This window comes from Aeromonas sp., from assembly GCF_051657805.1.
GTDB lineage: Bacteria > Pseudomonadota > Gammaproteobacteria > Enterobacterales > Aeromonadaceae > Aeromonas.
The window spans coordinates 338,989-362,237 of record NZ_JBOFLJ010000010.1 but is presented as its reverse complement, the minus strand read 5'-3'; the positions used below and the strand labels follow the sequence as shown (position 1 = coordinate 362,237).

General features: G+C 62.0%; 19 protein-coding genes, 1 tRNA gene and 1 riboswitch. Of the genes, 9 read left to right on the top strand and 11 right to left on the bottom strand.

The genetic code is table 11. The features are described from left to right. Window positions 1-40: 40 nt before the first annotated feature. Window positions 41-553: a tRNA adenosine(34) deaminase TadA gene (tadA, locus tag ACRCYW_RS04315; protein WP_438549028.1), complete on the bottom strand. Its 513-nt coding sequence runs from the start codon at window positions 551-553 to the stop codon at window positions 41-43. 272 nt (window positions 554-825) lie between these two features. On the opposite strand from tadA, the gene ACRCYW_RS04310 reads away from it, so the two are divergent. The 4 genes from ACRCYW_RS04310 (at window position 826) to aceA (ending at window position 5,075) form a co-directional block, all read left to right on the top strand. Continuing rightward, window positions 826-902, top strand: a tRNA-Pro gene (locus ACRCYW_RS04310). A gap of 338 nt (window positions 903-1,240) precedes the next feature. After that, window positions 1,241-1,375 carry a hypothetical protein gene (locus ACRCYW_RS04305; RefSeq protein WP_438548923.1) on the top strand — a complete coding sequence of 45 codons (135 nt, stop codon included), beginning with the start codon at window positions 1,241-1,243 and terminating at the stop codon, window positions 1,373-1,375. A gap of 706 nt (window positions 1,376-2,081) precedes the next feature. Then, window positions 2,082-3,689 carry a malate synthase A gene (aceB, locus tag ACRCYW_RS04300; protein WP_438548922.1) on the top strand — a complete coding sequence of 536 codons (1,608 nt, stop codon included), beginning with the start codon at window positions 2,082-2,084 and terminating at the stop codon, window positions 3,687-3,689. Window positions 3,690-3,761: 72 nt separating this feature from the next. Further along, complete coding sequence (gene aceA, locus ACRCYW_RS04295) at window positions 3,762-5,075, top strand: isocitrate lyase (protein ID WP_011706620.1); 1,314 nt, start codon at window positions 3,762-3,764, stop codon at window positions 5,073-5,075. 104 nt (window positions 5,076-5,179) lie between these two features. On the opposite strand, the gene hda is transcribed toward aceA, so the two are convergent. The 3 genes from hda to upp all read right to left on the bottom strand — a co-directional run bounded on the left by hda (window position 5,180) and on the right by upp (window position 7,874). Next, on the bottom strand, window positions 5,180-5,881 hold the full coding sequence (gene hda / locus ACRCYW_RS04290; RefSeq protein WP_438548921.1) for a DnaA inactivator Hda: 702 nt from the start codon (window positions 5,879-5,881) through the stop codon (window positions 5,180-5,182). Between the two features lie 190 nt (window positions 5,882-6,071). Next, on the bottom strand, window positions 6,072-7,112 hold the full coding sequence (locus tag ACRCYW_RS04285) for a DUF2066 domain-containing protein (RefSeq protein ID WP_438548920.1): 1,041 nt from the start codon (window positions 7,110-7,112) through the stop codon (window positions 6,072-6,074). A gap of 135 nt (window positions 7,113-7,247) precedes the next feature. Next, entirely contained in the window at window positions 7,248-7,874 is a 627-nt protein-coding gene (gene upp, locus ACRCYW_RS04280; protein ID WP_434663023.1) for a uracil phosphoribosyltransferase, read from the bottom strand. Window positions 7,875-8,049: 175 nt separating this feature from the next. Between upp and purM the strand changes: the two genes are divergently transcribed. Both purM and purN read left to right on the top strand, forming a co-directional pair. Then, a complete protein-coding gene (purM, locus tag ACRCYW_RS04275) occupies window positions 8,050-9,087 on the top strand; it encodes a phosphoribosylformylglycinamidine cyclo-ligase (protein ID WP_438548919.1) in 1,038 nt (345 codons plus the stop codon). A gap of 32 nt (window positions 9,088-9,119) precedes the next feature. Next, a complete protein-coding gene (gene purN / locus ACRCYW_RS04270; protein WP_438548918.1) occupies window positions 9,120-9,758 on the top strand; it encodes a phosphoribosylglycinamide formyltransferase in 639 nt (212 codons plus the stop codon). Between the two features lie 152 nt (window positions 9,759-9,910). Here the strand turns inward: purN and ACRCYW_RS04265 are convergent, their stop codons facing one another. The 5 genes from ACRCYW_RS04265 to ACRCYW_RS04245 all read right to left on the bottom strand — a co-directional run bounded on the left by ACRCYW_RS04265 (window position 9,911) and on the right by ACRCYW_RS04245 (window position 15,806). Next, the gene (locus ACRCYW_RS04265) at window positions 9,911-10,672 is read right to left on the bottom strand and encodes a Nif3-like dinuclear metal center hexameric protein (RefSeq protein WP_438548917.1); all 762 of its coding nucleotides are present in this window, start codon (window positions 10,670-10,672) and stop codon (window positions 9,911-9,913) included. Window positions 10,673-10,789: 117 nt separating this feature from the next. Then, window positions 10,790-12,136 (bottom strand): sigma-54-dependent transcriptional regulator, encoded by a 1,347-nt coding sequence (locus ACRCYW_RS04260; RefSeq protein ID WP_438548916.1) that lies wholly within the window; start codon window positions 12,134-12,136, stop codon window positions 10,790-10,792. After that, window positions 12,133-13,167, bottom strand: a complete 1,035-nt coding sequence (locus ACRCYW_RS04255; protein ID WP_438548915.1) for a sensor histidine kinase — start codon at window positions 13,165-13,167, stop codon at window positions 12,133-12,135. The genes ACRCYW_RS04260 and ACRCYW_RS04255 overlap by 4 nt, the downstream gene beginning before the upstream one ends. Window positions 13,168-13,272: 105 nt before the next feature. Beyond that, window positions 13,273-14,694 carry a sigma-54 dependent transcriptional regulator gene (locus tag ACRCYW_RS04250; RefSeq protein WP_438548914.1) on the bottom strand — a complete coding sequence of 474 codons (1,422 nt, stop codon included), beginning with the start codon at window positions 14,692-14,694 and terminating at the stop codon, window positions 13,273-13,275. A 257-nt stretch (window positions 14,695-14,951) separates the two neighbouring features. Next, the gene (locus ACRCYW_RS04245; protein ID WP_438548913.1) at window positions 14,952-15,806 is read right to left on the bottom strand and encodes a DUF2726 domain-containing protein; all 855 of its coding nucleotides are present in this window, start codon (window positions 15,804-15,806) and stop codon (window positions 14,952-14,954) included. 192 nt (window positions 15,807-15,998) lie between these two features. On the opposite strand from ACRCYW_RS04245, the gene ACRCYW_RS04240 reads away from it, so the two are divergent. The 3 genes from ACRCYW_RS04240 to ppx all read left to right on the top strand — a co-directional run bounded on the left by ACRCYW_RS04240 (window position 15,999) and on the right by ppx (window position 20,136). After that, entirely contained in the window at window positions 15,999-16,511 is a 513-nt protein-coding gene (locus tag ACRCYW_RS04240; RefSeq protein ID WP_349918476.1) for a glycine cleavage system protein R, read from the top strand. A 75-nt stretch (window positions 16,512-16,586) separates the two neighbouring features. Next, window positions 16,587-18,656 carry a polyphosphate kinase 1 gene (ppk1, locus tag ACRCYW_RS04235; RefSeq protein ID WP_438548912.1) on the top strand — a complete coding sequence of 690 codons (2,070 nt, stop codon included), beginning with the start codon at window positions 16,587-16,589 and terminating at the stop codon, window positions 18,654-18,656. After that, window positions 18,646-20,136, top strand: coding sequence for an exopolyphosphatase (ppx, locus tag ACRCYW_RS04230; RefSeq protein ID WP_438548911.1), 1,491 nt, complete (start codon window positions 18,646-18,648; stop codon window positions 20,134-20,136). The genes ppk1 and ppx overlap by 11 nt, the downstream gene beginning before the upstream one ends. A gap of 70 nt (window positions 20,137-20,206) precedes the next feature. On the opposite strand, the gene mgtE is transcribed toward ppx, so the two are convergent. Both mgtE and flgL read right to left on the bottom strand, forming a co-directional pair. Further along, a complete protein-coding gene (gene mgtE / locus ACRCYW_RS04225) occupies window positions 20,207-21,550 on the bottom strand; it encodes a magnesium transporter (RefSeq protein ID WP_438548910.1) in 1,344 nt (447 codons plus the stop codon). A gap of 119 nt (window positions 21,551-21,669) precedes the next feature. Continuing rightward, a riboswitch (M-box (ykoK) riboswitch) is annotated at window positions 21,670-21,839 on the bottom strand. A gap of 198 nt (window positions 21,840-22,037) precedes the next feature. Next, on the bottom strand, window positions 22,038-23,246 hold the full coding sequence (gene flgL, locus ACRCYW_RS04220; RefSeq protein ID WP_438548909.1) for a flagellar hook-associated protein FlgL: 1,209 nt from the start codon (window positions 23,244-23,246) through the stop codon (window positions 22,038-22,040). Window positions 23,247-23,249 lie beyond the last annotated feature (3 nt).

Sequence of the window (23,249 nt, the reverse complement as noted above, 5' to 3'; positions counted from 1 at the left end):
AAATAGGCCAGGCCCCAAGGGGACAGGGAGCCCCGCCAGATCAGGCTGAGGGGAGTTCCGTTGGCTTGGCAGCCTGCTTCGCCGCCTTCTTTTCGGCGCGGCGCCGCTTGAAGAAAGCAGACAGCTGGGCCGAGCAAACCTCGGCCAGCACGCCCCCCTGCAGTTCAACCCTGTGGTTGTGACGAGGGTCCTGCAGGATCTCGAACACAGATCCCGCTGCTCCCGTCTTCAGATCCTTGGCCCCATAGACCACTCGTTTGACCCGGCTGTGAATGAGGGCGCCGGCGCACATGCAGCAGGGCTCCAGGGTCACGTAGAGCACGGTATCGAGCAGCCGGTAATTCTGCAGCCGCTCGCCGGCGGCGCGGATCGCCATGATCTCCGCATGGGCGCAGGCGTCGTGCTCGCTGATGGAACGGTTCCACCCCTCCCCCACGACCTCACCGTCTCGCACCAGCACGGCACCGACCGGGATCTCGCCGATCCCCTCTGCCTTGTTGGCCAGCGCCATCGCATGCCGCATCCAGCGCTCGTCTTGCGCCGTCTGGCTCATCTCGTCACTCTTCTCTGATGGCGTCACGCCCGCTCCTCTCTCGTCAATCCCGGATATTCTGGCCACGGGCAAGGGTTGTTGCTGCCGCAGCAGGCTGCGCACGCATGGCGCTGTGCCGAGTGGGCGGCGATTATGCCAAATCTCCCGCCGGCGCCCAAGTTGCATCGACTCTGAACAATAAAGAAGCAGTCGGCATCTCTCTGATAAAAAAGGAGTTGCGTCCGCAGAGCCAGTTCATTAGACTCCTTTCCCGTCAGCCGAGCTGACTCCGTCGGTGTGTAGCGCAGCCAGGTAGCGCATCTGCATGGGGTGTAGAGGGTCGGAGGTTCGAATCCTCTCACACCGACCAAATTCCCCGAAAATAGCCCAGTCCCTCGACTGGGCTATTTTTTTATTCGCGTGTCCCGACACCTCCTGCATGTCACCCTCCTCCATCACAGTCCATCGACGCTCTGTTTCTTAGGGCGCTTTATCCCTGTTTTTTTCTGATATGGCTGTTTTCACTGCGCATTCATGCTGCCATCAAGGGAAAACACAGCGGCGGCATGTTTTTTATACAGAACCGCTTGAAGCTTTTTGAAAGTCTCGCTAGGATACGCCACTTTTCCGCCGGCCATGCAAACAGGGAGGTGGATATTCGGGTGAGGGAGTCACCAACCGGCTTGCAATCCAATGAGGCAAGCACCCATGACGCAAGCAGTTGATACCCAACCCGACCAGCCCCTGCTCCCGACCCCGGCCAGCGAATCCGGCAGCACAGAACACGGCAACATGGTGCACCTCGACGTGATCGATCTCGCCGCCCCGGACGAGGACTATTGAGAGACATTCAGCCCTCCACCCTGGTCAATGCCCCCTCCATGAGGGGCTTCTTTTCCCTCCCAAACCCCATCTGGAAGTGCTTCCTTCCCCCGATGTTTAAAATAACAACAAAACGCTACTAAACACCAAACCAACAGCATAATCAGCTAGTCCATTCTGTTGCACCCTCGCCTCCGAGCCATCGGCCCTCCGATACAAACCTACGTTATTGCCCGTCATTTTCAGGGGGCATGCCCGCCTGCGACGCTTGCTCGATTTTCAGTCATTCAGTTTTAAACAGCAGTTCATCATCAAGCCCTCTGCTGAGTTGGACGCCGACTGAGTTTACGATGGGAATTTCATACAGATGTTTTTTCAAAGCCTGGAGTGAGGTCGGGATTTGTTTTTGCAATGGTAATTTTATTACGTAATAAATTACATTTTCTATTCCTGACCCCATCCCCGCCCCCACCCTCTGGCGAAGCCTAGAGGTGAGAGCATAACCATCTGCACAGAGCTTTTGCACTAATCACATAAATCCATTAAAAACAGCATCTTAACCATCAGTAAAAAACAGGCGTTTTAAAAATCAGGTTGACGAGCCGGACAAACTTTTGCACCTTATGAATCGTGTTACCCCGCTGTTACGGGGTCTTTAAGAAAAACAGGGAACGACGTTAGTCGTAGTTAATAAGTTCAAAATGTAACTTTCAAAGGAGTGAGCCCTATGTCGGCACCGGCCCAGACCATCAGCAGCACCCGTCTGCGCATACAAGGCGAGATGCTTCCCGAATACGCGCAAATCCTGACGCCGGATGCGGTGGCCCTGGTATCCGAACTGGTGGAGCGCTTTGCCCCCCAGCGCAATGAACTGCTCAAACAGCGCGTGGCCCGTCAGGCACGCATCGATGCCGGTGAATTGCCCGATTTTCTGCCAGAGACCGCCCATATCCGTGAAGGGGGCTGGACCATACGCGGCATCCCCGCCGACCTGCAGGACAGGCGCGTGGAGATCACCGGTCCGGTCGAGCGCAAGATGGTGATCAACGCCCTCAACGCCAACGTGAAGGTCTTTATGGCGGACTTCGAGGATTCATTGGCCCCGGCCTGGAATAAGGTGATCGAGGGTCAGATCAACCTGCGTGACGCGGTCAACGGCACCATCTCCTACCAGAGCCCGGAGGGAAAATCCTATTCCCTCAAGGTCGATCCCGCCCTGCTTATCTGCCGGGTGCGCGGCCTGCACCTGCCGGAGAAACACGTCACCTTCGACAATGACCCCATTCCCGGCGGCCTGTTCGACTTCGCGCTCTACTTCCTGCACAACCACAAGGCGCTGCTGGCCAAGGGCTCCGGCCCCTACTTCTACCTGCCCAAGCTCCAGAGCCATCTGGAGGGTCGCTGGTGGAGCGAGGTGTTCGCCTGGACCGAAGACCGATTCGGCCTGCCCCGCGGCACCATCAAGGCGACCGTGCTCATCGAGACCCTGCCGGCGGTGTTCGAGATGGACGAGCTGCTCTATCAGATGAAGGATCACATAGTCGCGCTCAACTGCGGCCGCTGGGACTACATCTTCAGCTATATCAAGACGCTTAAAAATCATGGGGATCGGGTACTGCCGGACCGTCAGGTAGTGACCATGGACAAGCCGTTCCTCTCTGCCTACTCCCGCCTGCTGATCCAGACCTGCCACAAGCGCGGCGCCCTGGCCATGGGCGGCATGGCGGCCTTCATCCCGGCCAAGGATCCGGCGGTAAACGCCGAGGTCTTCGCCAAGGTGAAGGCGGACAAGGAGCGTGAGGCCAACAACGGCCACGACGGCACCTGGGTGGCCCACCCCGGTCTCGCCGATACCGCCATGGCCGTGTTCAACGCCGCCATCCCGGCTGGCGCCAGCAACCAGATCGGCGTACTGCGCGAGCAGGATGCTCCCATCACGGCCGCCGAGCTGCTGGCACCCTGCGAGGGCGAGCGCACCGAGGCGGGCATGCGCACCAACATCCGGGTCGCCCTGCAATATCTGGAGGCCTGGATCAACGGCAACGGCTGCGTGCCCATCTACGGCCTGATGGAAGATGCGGCCACCGCCGAGATCTCCCGTACCTCCATCTGGCAGTGGATCCACCACGGCAAGTTCCTGTCAAACGGCCAGGCGGTAACCAAGGCCCTGTTCCGCCAGATGCTGGCCGAGGAACAGGAGGTGGTCAGACGCGAAGTGGGTGAGGCCCGCTGGCAGGCTGGCCGCTTCGCGGAGGCGAGCGAACTGATGGAGCAGATCACCTGCGCCGACACCCTGATCGATTTTCTGACGCTGCCCGGTTACGAGCGGCTCTGAAGATGAGCCCCTCGCGGGGCCTACCAATAACAAGTCAATGGACACGTGAAATCAATGAAAGAGGGAACTGATATGGCACTGACCCGTGAGCAACAGATCCAGGCTATCGAGAAAGACTGGGCGGAAAACCCCCGCTGGAAAGGGATCAAGCGCGGCTACAGCGCCGAAGACGTGGTGAACCTGCGCGGCAGCTTGCAGCCGGTGCACACTCTGGCCCAGCGCGGTGCCGACAAGCTGTGGGAGCTGATCCACGGCGGCGCCAAGAAGGGCTATGTCAACTGCCTCGGCGCCCTGACAGGCGGCCAGGCGGTGCAGCAGGCCAAGGCGGGTATCGAGGCCATCTACCTCTCCGGCTGGCAGGTGGCGGCGGACAACAACTTGTCCTCCACCATGTACCCGGATCAGTCCCTCTACCCAGCCAACTCTGTGCCGTCCGTGGTGGAGCGCATCAACAACTCCTTCGCCCGCGCCGACCAGATCCAGTGGGCCAACAAGGTGGGGCCGCAGGACAAGGGCTTCATCGACTACTTCCTGCCGATCGTGGCGGATGCCGAAGCCGGTTTCGGCGGCGTGCTGAACGCCTTCGAGCTGATGAAGGGGATGATCGAAGCGGGCGCCGCCGGCGTGCACTTCGAAGATCAGCTCGCCTCCGTCAAGAAGTGCGGCCACATGGGCGGCAAGGTGCTGGTGCCGAGCCAGGAAGCGGTACAAAAACTCATCGCGGCCCGTCTGGCGGCGGACGTGTGCGGCACCACCACCCTGGTGATCGCCCGTACCGACGCCAACGCGGCCGACCTGCTGACCACGGACGCAGACCCGTACGATGCAGGCTTCCTGACCGGTGAGCGCACCAGCGAGGGCTTCTACAAGGTGCAGGCCGGCATCGAGCAGGCCATCTCCCGCGGCCTGGCCTATGCCCCCTACGCCGACATGGTGTGGTGCGAAACCGCCAAGCCGGATCTGGACGAGGCTCGCAAGTTTGCCGAAGCCATCAAGGCGCAATACCCGGACAAGATCCTGGCCTACAACTGCTCCCCGAGCTTCAACTGGAAGAAGAACCTGGACGATGCCACCATCGCCCGCTTCCAGCAGGAGCTGTCCGACATGGGCTACAAGTACCAGTTCATCACCCTGGCGGGCATCCACAACATGTGGTTCCACATGTACGAGCTGGCCTACCAGTACGCCCGTGGCGAAGGGATGAAGCACTACGTCGAGATGGTGCAGCAGCCTGAGTTCGCCGCCGCCGAGCGGGGCTACACCTTCGTTGCGCACCAGCAGGAAGTGGGCACCGGTTACTTCGACAAGGTCACCACCGTCATCCAGGGCGGCCAGTCCTCGGTGACCGCTCTGACCGGCTCCACCGAAGAAGATCAGTTCCACTGATAACTTGCTGATAGCAATAAAAAACCCCGGCCTGGTGCCGGGGTTTCTTTTGGTGTTTTTTCTCACTCTGTCGAGAGTCAGCCCTAGGCCATGTCAGCGCGGGATCAAAGCTCGAGGATCTCTTTGACAAAGGGAATGGTCAGCTTGCGCTTGGCGCGAAAGGAGGCGTTGTCTAGCTGATTCAAGGTAGTGAGCAGGGTGCGCATGTCGCGCGACAGCCGGTTGAGCAGGAAGCGGCCCACATCGATGGGGAGCTTGAAGCCTCTCAGTTCGGCGCGCAGCTGCAGGGCGCTGAGCTTGCCCTCGTCATCCAGCTCGTCCAGATGAAAGCTCACACCCCAGTCGAGGCGAGAGGCGAGATCCGGCAGTTGCAGCCCCAGCTTGCGCGGCGCGCTGCAGCCGGTCACCACCAGCGTCCCCTCTCCCTTCTCCTTCCAGCGATTGTAGAAATCGAACAGGGCCCGCTCCCACAGAGCATTGCCGGCGATGGCCTCCAGGCTGTCGAGGCAGACCAGGGGCAGACTCTCGAGGGCGTCGAGCATGCTGGGATCCAGCTTCTCGAACTGATCGAGGGAGAGGTAGGCGGCGGCGGCGTCGCGGGCATTGACCTCGGCGCAGGTAGCGTGCAGCAGGTGGGAGCGCCCGGAGCCCTTGGCACCCCAGAAATAGAGGAAAGGCGAGCCCTGACCGATGGCCGCGTTCTTGAGGGCGGTGATCAGATGGGCGTTGTTGCCGGGATAAAAACTGACGAAGGTTTCATCATCCGGTAATTGTACGGCTAAAGACAGTTGGGCCGGTTGCTTCACTCGTTGGGCTTTGACTGTGATATTTGTTCCCAAGTGTACCACCCAAGCAGCAGATAGAGAACCGCCCGGACTCGGCCGGGCGGTTGGGATCCTCGAATTGGATCAAGGGTGCGACCCTAGGTAGCGCAGGCGGCGACGCCTCAGACTACGAGGAGAACCGCGCAACGACGCTCAGCCACCTACATCAGGATCAGGGCTGCGACCATTGATAGCGCAGGCCCTGCTCATTGTCTTCAACCTGGCGCAGTCGGCTCTCCAGTTTCAGACCCCGCACCAGCTCGGCCTTGTCTCCCTGCAGGGTGAGGTTGAAGGTGACTCTGTCCCCTTCCAACTGGCCGATCGTCACCTTGGTGACCGTGGCCATGCCCTGCAGCATCTTCTGCAGCTGGATCATGCCATCGATGCCGGAGAGGCCCTCCACCACCAGCACCTGGCTGGAGACGACCCCCGAGATGCGCGAGCCGTAGTGCTCCACCAGCCAGCCGGCCAGGGCATCCGCAAACCCTTGCGCCACCTCGGCCTGAGTGCCAGAACCCGCCCCCTTGGTCAGCTCGGTCAGCTCACCGCCGCTCTGGGCACCCTGCTTGGGACCGTAGAGGTCCCAGTCAATGCTCCACTTGCCCTCTTCCTTATCGTCAGGGGTCAGCTTGCCGAGCACCACCATCTCGGCGCCGTAGCGCTGGCTCGCGGCGAGGATGGGATCGGCGAAGCGGCCCCAGACATCGGTGGCATTGACAGCCATGTTGTCATCGAGATCCATCAAGGGGATGCTCACCGGCAGCCCCATGGCCTGGGCCTGGGTGCGCAGGGCGGCGGCCCAACCATCGCTGGACTGATCCGCTAGGATGCGGCGCTCCCCCTGATCCACCACCAGCCAGATGGCCATCTGCGGGCGCGCGGGCCCGAGCAGGGCAAACTTGCTCTGACCGATCAGGGCGTTGACCTTGGCGACGTTGAAGTCCGCCTTGAGAAACTTGACCGGCCCCACGTCCTGATAACCATATTGCTGCACATAGTCCGCCGGTGCCGCCAGCGCCTTGACCACCTCGGGCTGGGTCAGGATGTCGCGTTTGCCGCTCACCTTAATGAGCACCTCCCCGAGTGCCTGGGACTGGGCGGCGGCCGTATCGCCACTGGTGGGCGCCTTGCCCTGATAGAGATCACTCACCTGGGCTGCCGACACCACCAAGGGCAGACAACAGCAGAGAAGTGTTGCTAAGCGTTTCAGCATAAAGAAGATTCTCGAAATGGGAGATGGTGCTTATGGTAGCGGCAAGGCCGCTTTCTCAGCAAGGCGAGCGGCCGGTGCAGCACCAAAAAGCGTGAAGCCGGCGCTGGGCCGGCTTCACGGAGAGAGAACCAGGACTTACTTGGTGCCGAATATCTTGTCACCGGCATCGCCGAGGCCAGGGACTATGTAGCCCTTCTCGTTCAGACCCTGATCGATGGAGGCGCAGTAGAGCTCCACGTCCGGGTGAGCGGCTTCCAGCGCCTTGATGCCTTCGGGGGCGGCGACCAGCACCAGCACCTTGATGGACTGGCAGCCCTTCTTCTTGAGGAGATCTATGGTGGCGATCATGGAGCCGCCAGTGGCCAGCATGGGATCGATGACCAGAGCCAGACGCTCCTCGATGTTGCTGACGATCTTCTCGAAGTAGGGCACCGGCTGCAGAGTCTCTTCGTCGCGGTAGATGCCGACCACGCTGACACGGGCACTCGGCATGTGCTCGAGCACACCGTCCATCATGCCAAGACCGGCACGCAGGATGGGCACGACGGTGACCTTCTTGCCCTTGATCTGGTCAACTTCTACTGGCCCGTTCCAGCCATCGATGGTAACCTTCTCCGTTTCGAAGTCAGAGGTCGCTTCGTAGGTCAACAAACTGCCCACTTCTTTGGCCAGTTCACGGAAACGCTTGGTGCTGATATCGCCTTCACGCATCAGACCGATCTTGTGCTTGACCAGGGGGTGTTTGACTTCAACGACTTTCATTATTATCTCCTCTAACTGCCGCAAAAAAATCGCGGAATCATACAACAAAAGCTGCCGCTTGTAGAGCATTTCCGCGCAAAAACGCGCAAACGATTTCCTTTCTGCTTTTACCCTCCCACTGTTAGAATACGCCCCGAATTTTACCCTCCACTTGTTTATATGACGGGGAATACGCGTGACTGACAAAACCTCACTGAGCTACAAGGATGCTGGCGTGGATATCGATGCCGGCAATGCACTGGTTGAACGTATCAAGGGCGTGTCAAAACGCACTCGTCGTCCTGAAGTCCTTGGTGGTCTTGGCGGCTTTGGGGCCCTGTGTCAGATCCCTGCTGGCTACAAGGAGCCGGTGCTGGTCTCGGGCACCGACGGGGTGGGCACCAAGCTGCGTCTGGCCATCGATCTGAAGAAACACGACACCGTCGGCATCGATCTGGTGGCCATGTGCGTCAATGATCTGATCGTCCAGGGCGCCGAGCCCCTGTTCTTCCTCGACTACTACGCCACCGGCAAGCTGGACGTAGACACCGCCGCCGCCGTGGTGACCGGCATCGGCGCCGGTTGCGAGCAGTCCGGCTGTGCCTTGGTGGGCGGCGAAACCGCCGAGATGCCGGGCATGTATGAAGGGGAAGATTACGACATCGCCGGCTTCTGCGTCGGCGTGGTGGAGAAGAGCGAGATCATCGACGGCAGCAAGGTCGGTGACGGGGATGCCCTGATCGCCCTGGCCGCGAGCGGCCCCCACTCCAATGGCTTCTCCCTGGTGCGCAAGATCCTGGAAGTCTCCAAGGCCGACGTGCATCAGCCGCTGGGGGATACTACCCTGGCCAACGCCCTGTTGGAGCCGACCCGCATCTACGTGAAACCCGTGCTCAAGCTCATCAAGGAGTGCGAAGTTCACGCCCTGTCCCACATCACAGGCGGCGGCTTCTGGGAGAACATACCCCGCGTGCTGCCCGCCAACACCCAGGCGGTGATCGACGAGCAGAGCTGGCAGTGGCCGGCGGTGTTCAGCTGGCTGCAGCAGGCCGGCAACGTTACCCGCCACGAGATGTACCGCACCTTCAACTGCGGCGTCGGCATGATCATCGCCCTGCCAGCGGATCAGCTGGAAAAAGCCCTGACCCTGCTCAAGGCAGAGGGCGAGAACGCCTGGCACATCGGTCATATCGCCAAGGCGGCCGATGGTGAGGAGCAGGTCATCATTCAATGAATGATCGGATCAACAGCCAAATGACCTCTCCGATGAAACGCATCCTGGTGCTGATCTCCGGCAACGGCAGCAACCTGCAGACCGTGCTGGACCATTGCGCCAACGGCAAGATTGTGGGTCAGGTGGTCGGCGTCATCAGCAACAGGGCCGATGCCTATGGGCTGGTGCGTGCCCAGGAGGCCGGCGTCGCTACCAGCGTACTGGCTCAGCAGCAGTTTGCCTGCCGGGAGGATTACGATCTCGCCCTGCAGGGGCTGATGGCGGGCTATCAGCCGGATCTGGTGGTGCTAGCGGGCTTTATGCGGATCCTGAGCGGCGATCTGGTACGCCACTTCGCCGGGAAGATGATCAACATCCACCCCTCCTTGCTGCCGAAGTACCAAGGCTTACACACCCACCAGCGCGCCATCGACGCCGGTGACAGTGAACACGGTGCCAGCGTCCACTTCGTCACCGAGGAGCTGGATGGCGGTCCCGTCATCCTGCAGGCCCGCGTGCCCATCTTCAAAGGGGATGACGCAGACGAGGTGGCGGCCAGGGTGCAGGCCCAGGAACACAGCATCTACCCCCTGGTAGTGCAGTGGTTCTGCGAAGGGCGCCTGCGGATGCAGGAGGGCGCGGCCATTCTGGATGGCGTGACGCTCGGCCCTGCGGGTTATGCCAGCGAATGAGCCGATCCGATTCGACCTGTGAAAAAGGAGGCCCATGGCCTCCTTTTTATTTCTTTAAATTCGTCTTTGTCAGCACATCTACAAACTTGATATCCATTGCATAGCCTGAATATCCATCACGGCGATTTCAGGCTGTACGATACGCTGCTCTTCTAGACCGGGTTATCGATATCGATAAAGGTGACATCCAGCCCGTGCACCGTCGCCAGCCACTCCCCCAGCGCCTTGACGCCGTAGCGTTCGGTGGCGTGATGGCCGGCGGCGTAGAAGTGCATGCCCATCTCGCGGGCGGTGTGGATGGTCTGCTCCGAGGCTTCTCCCGAGATGAAGGCATCGATACCCTGCTCCGCCGCCTGGCTGATGTAGCTCTGACCGCCGCCGGTGCACCAGGCCACGGAGCGGATGAGCTCGGGGCCGCTGTCACCACAGTGGAGCGGCTCGCGGCCGAGGCGCTCGGCGATGAGTTTCGCAAAATCGCTGCCGCTCATGGGCTCCTCCAGCTTGCCCACCATGGCCACGCTCTTGCTGTTCCAGGGCTCCAGGCCGCGGCGCACCTTGATGCCGAGCAGCTTGGCGAGCTGGGCGTTGTTACCCACCTCGGGGTGCACGTCGAGCGGCAAATGATAGGCGAACAGGTTGATGTCGTGGGTCAGCAGAGTCTTGAGGCGACGCTGCTTCATGCCGGTTACCTGAGCCGGCTCACCGCTCCAGAAGTAGCCGTGATGAACCAGGATGGCGTCGGCGTTGACCGCCACCGCCGCATCGAGCAGGGCCTGGCTGGCGGTGACGCCGGTCACCACCTTACGGATGCGCTCACGCCCCTCCACCTGCAGGCCGTTGGGACAGTAGTCCTTGATGGCGTGGGGTTCGAGCAGGTGGTTGAGCAGGGATTCCAGTTTTCGATGAGAGATCATGGGGGTCTCCTAACAGGGGCTGTCGCCGGCCATGGCGGCGCCAGCCCGGATACGGAACATCAGGTCCCCATGATAATCGAGCCGGGCCGGCAAGGCCACGGCGCAGGAGGGCGAGTGTCAGGCGGGCAGCTCGATGCCGGCGTCCCGCATCTGTGCCAGCTTGTAGCGCAGGGTGCGCGGGCTGATGCCGAGCCGATCCGCCACCGCCTTGCGGCTGCCGTTACACTCCTGCAGGGTGTCCAGGATGATCTGGTGCTCCTGCAATTTCAACTCGCTGCCGAGCCCCTCGCTCGCGGCTGGCCGCTCCAGCGGGCGCAGGGCCTCGCTCATGTCCTCGTCGCTCTCCTCCAGCAGCAGCTCGGGCTCCCCTATTACCCCGTCCGGGCTCAGGATCAGGGCGCGCTGCACCACGTTGTCGAGCTCGCGCACGTTGCCGGGCCAGGGGTGGGCCAGCAGCCGTGACTTGGCGCTCTCCTTGAGTCTTGGGGCTGGCAGCCCCATCTGGCTGGCGTGCAGTGCCAGCAGGTGCTCCGCCAGGGGGATGATGTCGCCGGGTCTCTCCCAGAGCGCCGTCCAGCGCAGGGGGAATACGTTGAGGCGGTAGTAGAGATCCTCGCGGAACAGGCCGTCCTGCACCGCCTTCTTGAGATCCCGGTTGCTGGTGGCGATGACCCGCACGTCCAGCGGGATCATCTTGCGGCTGCCGAGCCGCTCCACCTCTTTCTCCTGCAGCACCCGCAGCAGCTTGGCCTGCAGGCCGAGATCCATCTCGGTGATCTCGTCAAGCAGCAGGGTGCCGCCCTGGGCCTGCTCGAACTTGCCGGGGCAGCCCTGCACGGCGCCGGTGAAGGCGCCCTTCTCGTAACCAAACAGGGTCGCCTCCAGCATGTTCTCCGGAATGGCGGCACAGTTGATGGCGATGAAGGTCTGCTCCGCCCGGTTGGAGTTGTCGTGAATGTAGCGGGCCAGCACCTCCTTGCCGGTGCCGCTCGGGCCGGTCACCATGACGGTGGCCTCGCTGCGCGCGACCCGGGTCGCCAGCTGGAACAGCTCGGCGGTCTTGGGATCCCCATGGACCACGGCCCGCTTCTCGATCTTCTGGGGTGGCACGTAGCGGCTCACCTGGTTGAGCAGCACCTCGGGGGAGAAGGGCTTGGCGAGATAGTCGATGGCCCCCTCCCGCATGGCCCGCACGGCGCCGTCGATGTTGGCGTAGGCGGTCATCAGCAGCACGGGCACCTGGGGATATTGCAGGCGGATGTTAGCCAGCAGGGTCAGACCGTCCATGCCCCCCATCTGGATGTCCGAGATGACCATGTCGAAGCTCTGGCGAGAGAGCGCCAGCAGGGCCCGCTCGCCGCTGTCGGCCTCGCGGCACTCGTAACCGCCGAGCAACAGGGTATCCACCAGGGCCTCGCGCAGGCCGCCGTCATCCTCCACCACCAGAATACGGGCCTGAGTCATGCCACACCTCCAAGGCGCACCACGGCCTGATGCAGGGGGAAGGAGAGGGTAAAGCAGGTCCCCTCACCGGGCACGGAGGCGACGCTGACCTCCCCCTGATGGGCCCGCACCACGGATTGCACCACGGCCAGACCGAGGCCTGTGCCCTGGGAGCGGGTGGTGAAGAAGGGTTCGAAGATCTGGTTGAGCAAGGCGGCGGGCATCCCCTTGCCGTTGTCGAGCACGCGCAGCTCCACCCGGGCGCCGCGGCGCACCGCACTCACCAGCAGGGAAGTCGCACCAGCCTGCTGGGCGTTGGCGATCAGGTTGTTGATGGCCCCGGCCAGGGCGCTGTTGTTGGCCAGCAGGCAGAGATCCGGCTCGGGAGCCTCGATGTGCAGGGTGCAGCCCTGCTGCTGGCAGAAAGCCTCGGCCCCCGCCTGCACCTCAGCCAGCAATCCCTGTACCGAGACCGGGGCCACCACCTGGTTGTCGCCGTTGCGGGCGAACAGCAGGATGTCGTTGATCTGCTTTTCGAGATCCTGGAGCCTGGCCATCAGTTTTTGCTGGAACTGGCTGCGGGATTCGGGTTTGAGGGTACGGTTCGCGAGGTTGGCCGCGTAGAGCATGGCGGCGGAGAGGGGGGTGCGGATCTGGTGCGCCAGGGAGGCGGCCATGTTGCCGAGGGCAGACAGCCGCTTCATGTGGTTGACCCTGTCCTGCAACTGGCGGGTCTCGGTGAGATCCGTGATGAACACCAGCTGGCCGGGTTGATCCGCCAGGGGCTGGGTCGAGAGCTGGACCCGGCGCCCGTCCCGCAGGGAGATCTCATGGCCGTCGTCTTCACGGGGCTGGAAGCTGCGGGCGATGATCTCGCGCCAGGGCTGACCCTCCAGCGGCTCCCCCAGCAGCGCCAGGGCGGCCGGGTTGGCGCGGGTGATACAGCCCTCCCCGCCCAGCAGCAATACGCCGGTCGGCAGTGCCTGGAAGATGGCGTAGAGCTGGCTCACCTCGTGAGACTGGAGCGGATTGTCCTGCTGGAGAATTGTCATAAACCTGACCTCAAACTGGGTTTGGGGTAAGCCTATTCAATTTCCATGCCATTAAAATATCTGTTTAATATCAATATGTTGAAGTCAGGCGTCAAAGCCTTGACCTCAGGCTTCCTTGCTCATGCCGTACTTCTTCATCTTCTCCACCAGGGTGGTGCGGCGCATGCTGAGCAGGTCGGCGGCGCGGGCCACCACCCCGTCCTGGGACTCCAGGGCCTGGCGGATCAGCTCCACCTCCAGATCCGCCAGCATCTCCTTGAGATTGACCCCCTCCTGGGGCAACTGCATGGGCAGTGCCACGGCGACCGGGGTGTCCAGCTCGGGGGGGCTCTGGAACACGGCGGCCAGGGCGTCCCGCTCATCCATCTCGGTGAGGCGCTCGTCCCGCGGCTCGCAGGGGAGCAACCGGTAGCGGCCGGGCAAGTCCGCCACGTCGACGATCTGGTTCGGGTAGAGGATGAGCAGCCGCTCGATGAGGTTCGAGAGCTCCCGCACATTGCCGGGCCAGGGGTACTGCATCAGGGATTCCATGGCGCGCTGGGTCAGGCGGATGATGCCCTTGTGCTGCTCCGCGTGGCGGTTCAGCAGCTCCTGCAGCAGCAGGGGGATGTCGTCCGAGCGCTCGCGCAGGGGGGGCGTCTCGATGGGGAAGACGTTGAGGCGGTAGTAGAGATCCTCCCGGAACACCTGGGTGCGGATCATCGCCTCCAGATCTCGGTGGGTCGCGGCGATGACTCGCACGTCCGCCTGCACCGGCTTGCCGCCACCGACCCGATCAAATTGACGCTCCTGCAGCACCCGCAGCAGCTTGACCTGCATGGGCAGCGGCATGTCGCCTATTTCGTCGAGGAAGAGAGTGCCGCCCTGGGCCAGCTCGAAGCGACCGCGACGGGCGGCGATGGCACCGGTGAAGGCCCCCTTCTCGTGGCCGAACAGCTCGCTCTCCAGCAGCTCGGCCGGGATGGCGCCGCAGTTGATGGGGACGAAGGGGCCCTGGTTTCGGGCAGAGAGTTCATGGATGGCGCGGGCCACCACCTCCTTGCCGGTCCCGGATTCGCCGAGGATCAGCACGTTGGCGTCGGTCTCGGCCACCTGGCCGATGAGGCGGCGCACCTCCTGAATGCCCCTCCCCTTGCCCACCAGCAGGCGCAGCAGGGCCTGGCCCTTGTCGTGCAGTTGCTGACGGGGATGCAGGGAGAGGAAAGCCTGACAGAAGTGCAGATGGCGGGTCAGGGATTCATAGGTGAAGGGCTCGTCGCTGCCACCGATGAAGTTGCTGTTGGGGTGATCCGCCTGCTGCAGGGAGAGGAAGGGGATACGGGGGAAGGCGCCGAGCAGCTCGACGAGGGGGCGCTCAAGCAGCTCGCCCGCCAGGATCCCTTGCAGTGGGCCCGAAGACTCAACCGCCATGTCGAGCTCGGCCTCTTCCACCTCCTGCCAGGGGATCCCCATGAAGGAGAGCACAGTACCCAGTTGCTGACGCCGCTGTTCATCGGCATCGACAATCAATACCCCCATCGCCATCATATCCATCCTGTCGAAGCCTCTGAAATAACTTATTGTTTTTTAACTATTTTAATCTGGACGCGTCGATGCATCGCCCATTTTGTCGAGATGCACAAGGTGCCAAAATTCTGGCGGATTGTCAAAAAGTGTCGCATCTGACCCGTCCCTCTGTGGGCGGGATCACGGTGTGGGCATCTTGCCTGAGGAACAGGGAGAGAAGATGACAGGGGAAAGTCGGTAAAAAGAGGAAGGGCCCGCAAGGGGGCCCTTTTGGAGACTCAGTGGCGCATCTGCTCCCGGGGAGCGGCGTAACGGCATGCCGGGAAACGGCTACAGGCCAGGAACAGACGACCGGCATGGGGGCCCTTCTTGGCCTCTCGCTCCACCAGCAGGGCATCGCAGCGCGGGCAGTGGGGCTGCGCCTTGGGATGCTCCTCTTCGTCATCCGGATCGCTGAACAGGTTGTCCAGCAGCTCGGGCTCCGGCAGCCCCTTCCCCGGTGCCGCCGGAGCTGGGTCTGGCTGCGGGTTGCCCAGCTTGTGCCCATGATGGCTCTCGCTCAAGTCCACTCCGTCGAGTTGCAACGGATTGAAGGTCGGCTCGCGGCGCTCACCGGGCAGCAGATCCTCGGTGGGGGCCGCCGCCCTGGAGAGCAGCGGCAACAGCTGCTCGCGCAGCTCCTCCACCTGATAGTGGCTGCTGGCGGGGATCTGCAGCAGGGGCAGGCCGGCGCTGTCGCAGGCCTCCTTCAGGAATTGATCCCGCGCCTTGCGCTTCTGGTGGCGGTGGGAGCTGTCATCGAGCTCGACCGCGCAGAGGAAGGAGAGATCCCCCGGGTGGCAGAGCAGGTAGTCAAAATGCTTGGCGCTGATCTTGTTGAAAGCCTGCTGCCACTTGCTCTTGCCCATGCGCGCCTCCGGCGTCAGCACGTCCGCCACCCGCACCTTGGCAAAGACCCGCGCCTTGTCACCCACAGCGAGATCCAGCACCCCGAGGAAGGAGCGCTCCGCCGGGCTGAACAGGGTCTCCTGCAGATCATAGGGCAACGTCTTGCCTTGCTTGCCGCGGGACCAGAAGATCGCCAGCAGCAGGAGCACCAATAACACCAATCCCGATACGACAAGGGTATTCATGAGGGCACTGTCCAGTTCACAAAATGAGAGAGAAGGAGCGCCACTCTAACACAGGGGGGCGACGACACGCATCGCCCCGCGAACGGCGACCGCGGGTATCGGTGTTTTTCATGCGATTTGCGCGTGACGGGGCTTCATATGACCTGCCACAGCAGGCACAATGCTGGTGGAACTCATTCAAAGGAGAGCAGGATGCAAAAGCAATTGGTGGTCACCGTCATCGGGGCAGACAAGCCGGGTATCGTCGAGAGCCTGGCCAATACCATCAGCCATGAGCAAGGGAACTGGCTGGCCAGTTCCATGAGCGAGCTGGCCGGACAATTTGCCGGCATCTTGCACGTCAGCGTCCCCGATGAGCACTATCGCAGCCTGTGCGAAGCGCTGGTGATGCTGCCCGGCCTCACCGTCAGCTTCGCCGAAGGCCAGCTCAGCCCGGAACCCGCCCGCCAGGTGATGCTGAGCGTCACCGGCAACGACAGGGCCGGCATAGTCCACGAGGTGGCCAGCATCTTGCGCCAGCTCAACATCAACGTGGCCGATCTCACCACGGGCTGCGAGCCTGCGCCCCACTCCGGCGCCCCCCTCTTCTATGCCCATGCCCTGGTGGCCCTGCCCCCCCAGCTCGAGCTGGATGCCCTCATCAGTGCGCTGGAGTCCCTCTCCGATGATCTGGTGGTCGATATCGATCAAGACCTCACCGAATAGCGCTGGCTGTCATAAATTTGTCATGGTTTGACCCCATAACTGCCGCCCAGACGCAAGCTGATCACAGAGGCACATATGAGCACCGACAAGCAGTATGAAGAGAAAGAGCTGAGTTGGCTCTCATTCAATGAACGGGTGTTACAAGAGGCGATGGACAAGACGGTCCCCCTCATCGAGCGGGTCCGCTTCCTCGGGATCTTCTCCTCCAATCAGGACGAGTTTTTCAAGGTAAGGGTCTCGGACGTCAAGCGCCGCATCCTCATCAACGAGGTGCACGGCGGTGACGACGAGGCCAAGGTATTGCTGCGCGCCATCCAGCAGAAGGTGATGGCCCTTGGGGAGGCGTTCGACAACACCTACAAGGATCTGCTGATCGCCCTCGCCCGCCACAACATCTTCCTGGTCAACGAGAACCAGCTCTCCGACGCCATCCAGCAGTGGCTGCGGGTCTTCTTCAAGGAGAAGGTGCTGCGCCACATCATTCCCATCCTGCTGAACAAGGAAGTGAACCCGGTCAAGTTCCTGAAGGACGAGCACACCTACCTCGCCGTCGAGATGAAGAAGGCCGGCCAGGTGATCCAGTACGCCCTGGTGGAGGTCCCCACCGACGATCTGCCCCGCTTCTTCCAGCTGCCGCCGGAGGGCACCCGCCGCAAGAAGCAGATCATCATATTGGACAACGTCATCCGCTTCTGTCTGGACGAGATCTTCAAGGGCTTCTTCGACTACGACGAGATCGCGGCCTATGCGGTCAAGCTGACCCGGGACGCGGAGTACGATCTCTCCGACCAGCTGGACTTGAGTCTGGTGGACAAGATGAGTGATGGCTTGAAGCAACGCCTCACCGCCATGCCGGTGCGCTTCGTCTACGAGCGGGAGATGCCCGCCGCCATGATAAGCTTCCTGAAACTCAAGCTGCAGATAAGCTCCTACGACGCCATCATGCCCGGCGGCCGTTATCACAACTTCAAGGATTTCATCGGCTTCCCCAACGTGGGTCGGGACTATCTGGAAAACCCCAAGCTGCCGGCCCTGGATTGCCGCGACTTCGACGGCTTCGTCAACGCCTTCGACGCCATCGCCAAGCAGGACATACTGCTCTATTACCCCTACCACAAGTTCCATCACTTCACTGAGCTGGTGCGCCAGGCGGCGTTCGATCCCATGGTGAGCGCCATTCGCATCAATATTTACCGGGTCGCCAAGAAGTCGCGCATCATTCACTCCCTCATCGACGCCGCCAACAACGGCAAGAAGGTGACGGTCGTGGTGGAGCTGCGCGCCCGCTTCGACGAGGCGGCCAACATCGACTGGGCCAACATACTCACGGATGCGGGAGTCAAGGTGGTGTTCGGGGTGCCGAGCCTTAAGATCCACTCCAAGCTCTGCCTCATCACCCGCCACGAGCACGGCGAGGCGGTGCGCTACGCCCATATAGGCACCGGCAACTTCAATGAGAAGACGGCGAAGATCTACACCGACTTCTCCCTGCTGACCCGCCATCCGGACATCACTGCCGAGGTGGAGGGAGTGTTCGAATACATCGAGTACCCCTATAGGCGCTACAAGTTCAACCACCTGCTGGTCTCTCCCATCAACAGCCGCCGTCAGCTCTATCGCCTGATCGACAACGAGCTGGCCAACGCCAAGGCGGGGCAACCGAGCGGCATCACCCTCAAGATCAACAATCTGGTGGACAGGGATCTCATCAACCGGCTCTACGCGGCCGGTCAGGCGGGGGTGCCCATCCAGATGATCATCCGCGGCATGTGCGCCCTGCGCCCAGGGGTGCCGGGCCTGAGCGAGAACATCCAGGTCATCAGCATCATAGACCGCTTCCTCGAGCACCCGCGGGTCATGGTGTTCCACAACAAGGGCAACCCCCAGCTGTTCATCTCCAGCGCCGACTGGATGAGCCGCAACATCGACGGCCGGATCGAGGTGGGCACCCCCATCTACGACGAGCGCCTCAAGCAGCGCATCCTGGACATACTCCAGTTGCAGCTGAGCGACACCTGCAAGGCAAGGGTCATCGATGCGGATCAGAGCAACGAATACGTGAAGCGGGGCAACCGCCGCAAGGTTCGTTCTCAGGTCGCGATTTACGATTATCTCAAACGCATAGAGTCAAACCATGGACAATAGTCTGTACGCCGCTGTCGACCTGGGCTCGAACAGCTTCCACATGGTCATAGCCCGCCTCGCCGAGGGGCGGATGCAGATCGTCGATCGCATCAAGGAGCGGGTCCGGCTGGCGGAGGGGATGGACGAGCAGCGCCGCATGTCCGAGGAGGCCATGGCCCGCGGCCTCGACTGCCTTGGCCTGTTCGCCGAGCGCCTCACCAACATCAAGCCGGATCAGATCCGCATCGCCGGCACCTACACCCTGCGCCGCGCCAGCAACGCCCGTGAGTTCGTGCGCGAGGCGGCCCAGGTGCTCAATCACCCGGTCGAGATCATCAGCGGCCAGGAAGAGGCCCGCCTCATTTATCAGGGGGTGGCGCACACCCAGCATATCGAAGGTCAGGTGCTGGTGGTGGACATAGGCGGTGGCAGCACCGAGCTCATTATCGGCGAGGGGTTCGAACACAAGGCCCTCACCAGCCGCAAGATGGGTTGCGTCAGCTTCACCCAGAGCTTCTTTGCCAACGGCAAGCTGAGCGAGAAAGCCTTCAACAACGCCGTGTTGGAGGCTCAACATCAGCTCGCCCCCATCGTCAACCAGTACCGCAAGCTCGGTTGGCAGAGCTGTCTCGGCAGCTCCGGCTCCATTCGCACCGTGCGCGACGTCTTGCAGGGGGAAGAGTGGACCGATGGCAGCATCACGCTGGCGGGGCTGGAGCGCCTCAAGGCCGAGATGCTCAAGCACAAGAAGGTCGATCAGCTCAAACTTGTGGGTCTGACCGAAGAGCGCCAGGGGGTGTTCGCCGCCGCGGTCGCCATCCTGCTCGGGCTCTTCACCTCCCTGCCCATCGAGCGGATGGAGTATTCCGACGGCGCCCTGCGCGAAGGCCTGCTGTACGAGTTCGAGGAGCGGCTGCAGCACCACGACATCCGCGAGCGCACCGCCCTTGCCCTCATCAGCCACTACCGCATCGACAAGCGTCAGGCGGCCCGGGTCGAGCAGAGCGTGCTCTCATTGTTTGATGCCCTGAGCGATCCCTGGCAGATGCCCATCGAGCCCTACCGCGCCATCCTCGGCTGGGCGGCGCGGCTGCACGAGATTGGCCTTGCCATCAACTACAGCGGCATCCACAAACACTCCGCCTACATATTGCAAAACACCGACCTGCCCGGTTTCAACCAGGACGATCAGGCCCTGCTCGCAGCCCTGGTGCGCTTCCAGCGTAAGGGGCTCAAGCTCTCGGAGCTGCCCGCCCTGCCCAACCATGACGAGCAGACGGTGCTGCGCTGCATCCGCATCCTGCGCCTCGCGGTGGCGGCCCATCACAGGCGCCAGGACAATTTGCTGCCGCCGCTCAATGTGCTGGCGGCCGGGGATCAGCTGGTGGTCACCTTGCCGACCGAGTGGTGTGAAGACAACCGCCTGCTGATGCAGAACCTGGAAAAAGAGCACCGCTATTGCCAGGAGCAGGGCTGGCCCCTGCTGTTTCAACTGAGCTAGGTTCGATTTCCCCATGCAAAAGAGGCAGCCCATTGGCTGCCTCTTTGTTTATCGCGGGTTTATTGTCTGCTCAGTGCAACTCCGGCAGCAGCAACTTGGCTATTTCGAAGTAGATGATGAGGCCTGTGCCATCCACCAGGGTGGAGATGAAGGGGGCAGAGACCACGGCCGGATCTATCTTGAAGCGGCGTAGCACCATGGGGATCACGGAGGCAACGGTGGCGCTCCAGAGCACGATGGCGATGATGGTCAGGGTCACGACCATGCCGATCTCCGGGCCCACCCCCAAGCTCCAGGCCCGTACCCAGGCCGCCAGCGCGATGGCCACCGAGATGAGCAGACCGGTGGAGAGCTCCTTCTTGAGCACAGTGCCCAGGTTCTTCATGCTCACCTCCCCCACCGCCATGGCACGCACGATCGTGGTGGTGATCTGGGTGCCGCTGTTACCGCCGGTGCCGATGAGCAGCGGAATGAAGAAGGCCAGGGCGATGGCCGCCTCCAGCTGCTCCTCGAAGGCCCGCAGCACGGTGCCTGTGTAGGCTTCGGCCACGAACAGGATCAGCAGCCAGCCCACCCGCTTGCGCCACAGCTGCCAAGGCGTTGCCTGCAGATAGGGGATATCCAGCGGCGATGAGCCCCCTTGCAGCTCGGCATCCTCGGTGGATTCGAGCTCCAGGATGTCGGCGGCATCGTCCACGTGGAAGACCCCCACCAGCCTGCCCTGCTCCTCCACCGGCAGGGTCGAGATGTCGCGATCGATGAGCAGACGGGCCGCCAGCTCCTGATCCGCCCGGGCGTTGATGCGCACCGCCTCTCTGTCCATCAGCTCGCTCACCGGTCGCAGGGGATCGGCGATGAGCAAGGACTTGAGGGAGAGGCTGCCGAGCAGACGCTGATCGCCGTTGACCACGTACAGCTGCTGGAACAGCTGGCCCTTGTCCCAGGCGTCGTGGATCAGCTGCTTGGCGTTGTCGACCGTCTCCCCCTCGTGGATGGAGAGAAACTCGTGGCGCATGTTGGCCCCCACCGATTCACTCGGCCAGTTCAGCAGAGCATAGAGGCCCGACTGCACCGACTCGGGGAAGCGGGAGAGCAAGGTGTTGCGATCGCTGTCATTGAGCTTGCGCAACATCCCCAGCAGCTCGCGCCGCGGCATGGCCCCCTGCAGCACGCCGACTATGCTGGCATGCAGCCGCAACAGGAGGCGACCGGCACAGTCCGGTGGCAGGGAGACGAGCAGCTCGGCTCCCTTGGGTATGGGCAGGGTATCGAAGATACAGTTGAGCTCTTCCGGACGCAGGGTCAGCAGTTGGTCGGCCCGCTGCACCGGATCCAGGTTGCGGGCAAGCCAGCCCTGCAGGGCGGGGAGATCGAGCAGTTGATGACGGTTGAGCAGGGTGTGTGTTTTCTTCATCACAGATGTCCTCATGTGATTCCGGGTCAGGCCCGGAAGCAGCCGATACGGCCGCCGTTTGCAAGAAAACAGCAATTTGATTGACGAGTAACAGGCAGGAAATGACGCCGTCCGGCGTGTATTCATCCCCACGTACCAGCTTTAGCACTGCATAACGTATCCGGCATGCCGGAAGCCACTTGGGTTAACACCTTAATCCGATGAAAACTGTCCTGATCTTGGGCGTCTCTGGACGTCGTGAGATCAGTGGCCTGTGTTTATGCAGGAGCCTCGCCTAACGAGATGCTGCGAAATAGGCAGGGCCTTGGGCCATGCGGGCGGCATCATCGGCGAGGCGCCGGCCCGAGTCAAGCCAAACGGTCACTCAGCAATGGGTTGTTACAAATGGCGGGAAGCAGGGCAGATAAGATGGAAACACGATGGAAAAGATGACGCAGCGGTGAGCGAGGCTCCCCCGCAGGGGAGCGCAACGGTCAATGGACAGGCATCAGCGGATATAGTCGAACAGGGTCAGCCGGCTTATCTTGCTGAATGCGAGCTGGGAGGCGCTCATGGCCGCGTCTTCCTTGGAGAGGGTCGCGATCACTTCATACATGTCCGCCTCCGAGACCTTGGCCCTCGCCTGCTGATTCAGGGTGCTGAGGCCATCGTTCGAGCTCATCACCTGCTCCAGGCTGTTGAGCCGGCTGCCCAGATCCCCCTGCCCCCGATCGACCTGAGTCCTGGCATTGCTCATGTGGGTGGTGGCATCGGCCACCGCCAGCTGGAAGTCATCCGCCGAGATGTTGGGGTCGCGCAGGGCTGAGATGAAGTCGGACATGCCGTTGAGCACGTTGTCGTTCTTGGGGGCATCGAGGGCGAAGGTCTGATCCGCTCCGCCAGCGGGCAGGTCTAAGGTGAGCTCCAACCCGTTGAACGAGATCTTGTTGCCCGCGCTGTAGTCGCCGCTTTGCATCACTGTGCCGCCAGCATCCTTGATCTCGTAGCTGGCCGGCGGCCCCGCCAGGGTACTCACCGTGAAGCTGTTGCTGGCCAGCGACGAGTCGTAGTTGTTGCGATAGAAGCTCTCGAAGTTGCCCTGATCCCCCACCCCCACCTTGATGTTGGCGCTGGTGGCACTGGCGGTGCGCCGGGTCGCCACCATCTCGAACAGATCGAACCCCGAGTCGTTGGCCGGGATCTGCACAGTCGGAGAGACCTGGATGCTGCGCTGACCCGTGTCCCCCTGGAACACATAGTTGCCGCTCGCATCCTTGACGAAGGGCTGGGTCTTGCTCTGGTTGCCGCCGAAGATAAACTCCCCCTGGGAGTTCTTGCTGTTCATCAGGTCGAACATCTGCTTTTGCAGCCCCTCCAGCTCGCTCGCGATGGCGTTGCGCTCCTCGGAGCCCATGGCCGAGCTGTTCGCCTTCTGGATCAGGGTCTTGGCACTGAGCATGGCGTTGTTGATGGAGGTCAGCACAGTATCCGCGTGACCCAGGCTGTTCTCCAGCAGGCTGCCGTTGACGCCGTACTGCTTGAAGAGATCTATCTCCTTGGTCAGGGCCAGCTTCTGGCTCATACCGGAGGGGTCCTCCCCCGCCCGGGTGAACTTGTCCCCTGTCATCAGCTGGTTGTAAGCCGTGTTCTGGCGCTCGCTGACCTTGCTCATGGTGGCCAGATTGCGATCGTAGATCATGTTGGTGGTGATGCGCATGGG

Bases quoted from the DNA above. Each gene is read 5' to 3' on its own strand.
- ppk1 (WP_438548912.1), top strand. From the start codon at position 16,587: ATGAGCACCGACAAGCAGTATGAAGAGAAAGAGCTGAGTTGGCTCTCA.
- mgtE (WP_438548910.1), bottom strand. From the start codon at position 21,550: ATGAAGAAAACACACACCCTGCTCAACCGTCATCAACTGCTCGATCTC.
- ppx (WP_438548911.1), top strand. From the start codon at position 18,646: ATGGACAATAGTCTGTACGCCGCTGTCGACCTGGGCTCGAACAGCTTC.
- ACRCYW_RS04305 (WP_438548923.1), top strand. From the start codon at position 1,241: ATGACGCAAGCAGTTGATACCCAACCCGACCAGCCCCTGCTCCCGACC.
- tadA (WP_438549028.1), bottom strand. From the start codon at position 553: ATGAGCCAGACGGCGCAAGACGAGCGCTGGATGCGGCATGCGATGGCG.
- upp (WP_434663023.1), bottom strand. From the start codon at position 7,874: ATGAAAGTCGTTGAAGTCAAACACCCCCTGGTCAAGCACAAGATCGGT.
- flgL (WP_438548909.1), bottom strand. From the start codon at position 23,246: ATGCGCATCACCACCAACATGATCTACGATCGCAATCTGGCCACCATG.
- aceB (WP_438548922.1), top strand. From the start codon at position 2,082: ATGTCGGCACCGGCCCAGACCATCAGCAGCACCCGTCTGCGCATACAA.
- ACRCYW_RS04240 (WP_349918476.1), top strand. From the start codon at position 15,999: ATGCAAAAGCAATTGGTGGTCACCGTCATCGGGGCAGACAAGCCGGGT.
- ACRCYW_RS04260 (WP_438548916.1), bottom strand. From the start codon at position 12,136: ATGACTCAGGCCCGTATTCTGGTGGTGGAGGATGACGGCGGCCTGCGC.
- ACRCYW_RS04250 (WP_438548914.1), bottom strand. From the start codon at position 14,694: ATGATGGCGATGGGGGTATTGATTGTCGATGCCGATGAACAGCGGCGT.
- ACRCYW_RS04285 (WP_438548920.1), bottom strand. From the start codon at position 7,112: ATGCTGAAACGCTTAGCAACACTTCTCTGCTGTTGTCTGCCCTTGGTG.
- ACRCYW_RS04255 (WP_438548915.1), bottom strand. From the start codon at position 13,167: ATGACAATTCTCCAGCAGGACAATCCGCTCCAGTCTCACGAGGTGAGC.
- aceA (WP_011706620.1), top strand. From the start codon at position 3,762: ATGGCACTGACCCGTGAGCAACAGATCCAGGCTATCGAGAAAGACTGG.
- purN (WP_438548918.1), top strand. From the start codon at position 9,120: ATGAAACGCATCCTGGTGCTGATCTCCGGCAACGGCAGCAACCTGCAG.
- ACRCYW_RS04245 (WP_438548913.1), bottom strand. From the start codon at position 15,806: ATGAATACCCTTGTCGTATCGGGATTGGTGTTATTGGTGCTCCTGCTG.
- ACRCYW_RS04265 (WP_438548917.1), bottom strand. From the start codon at position 10,672: ATGATCTCTCATCGAAAACTGGAATCCCTGCTCAACCACCTGCTCGAA.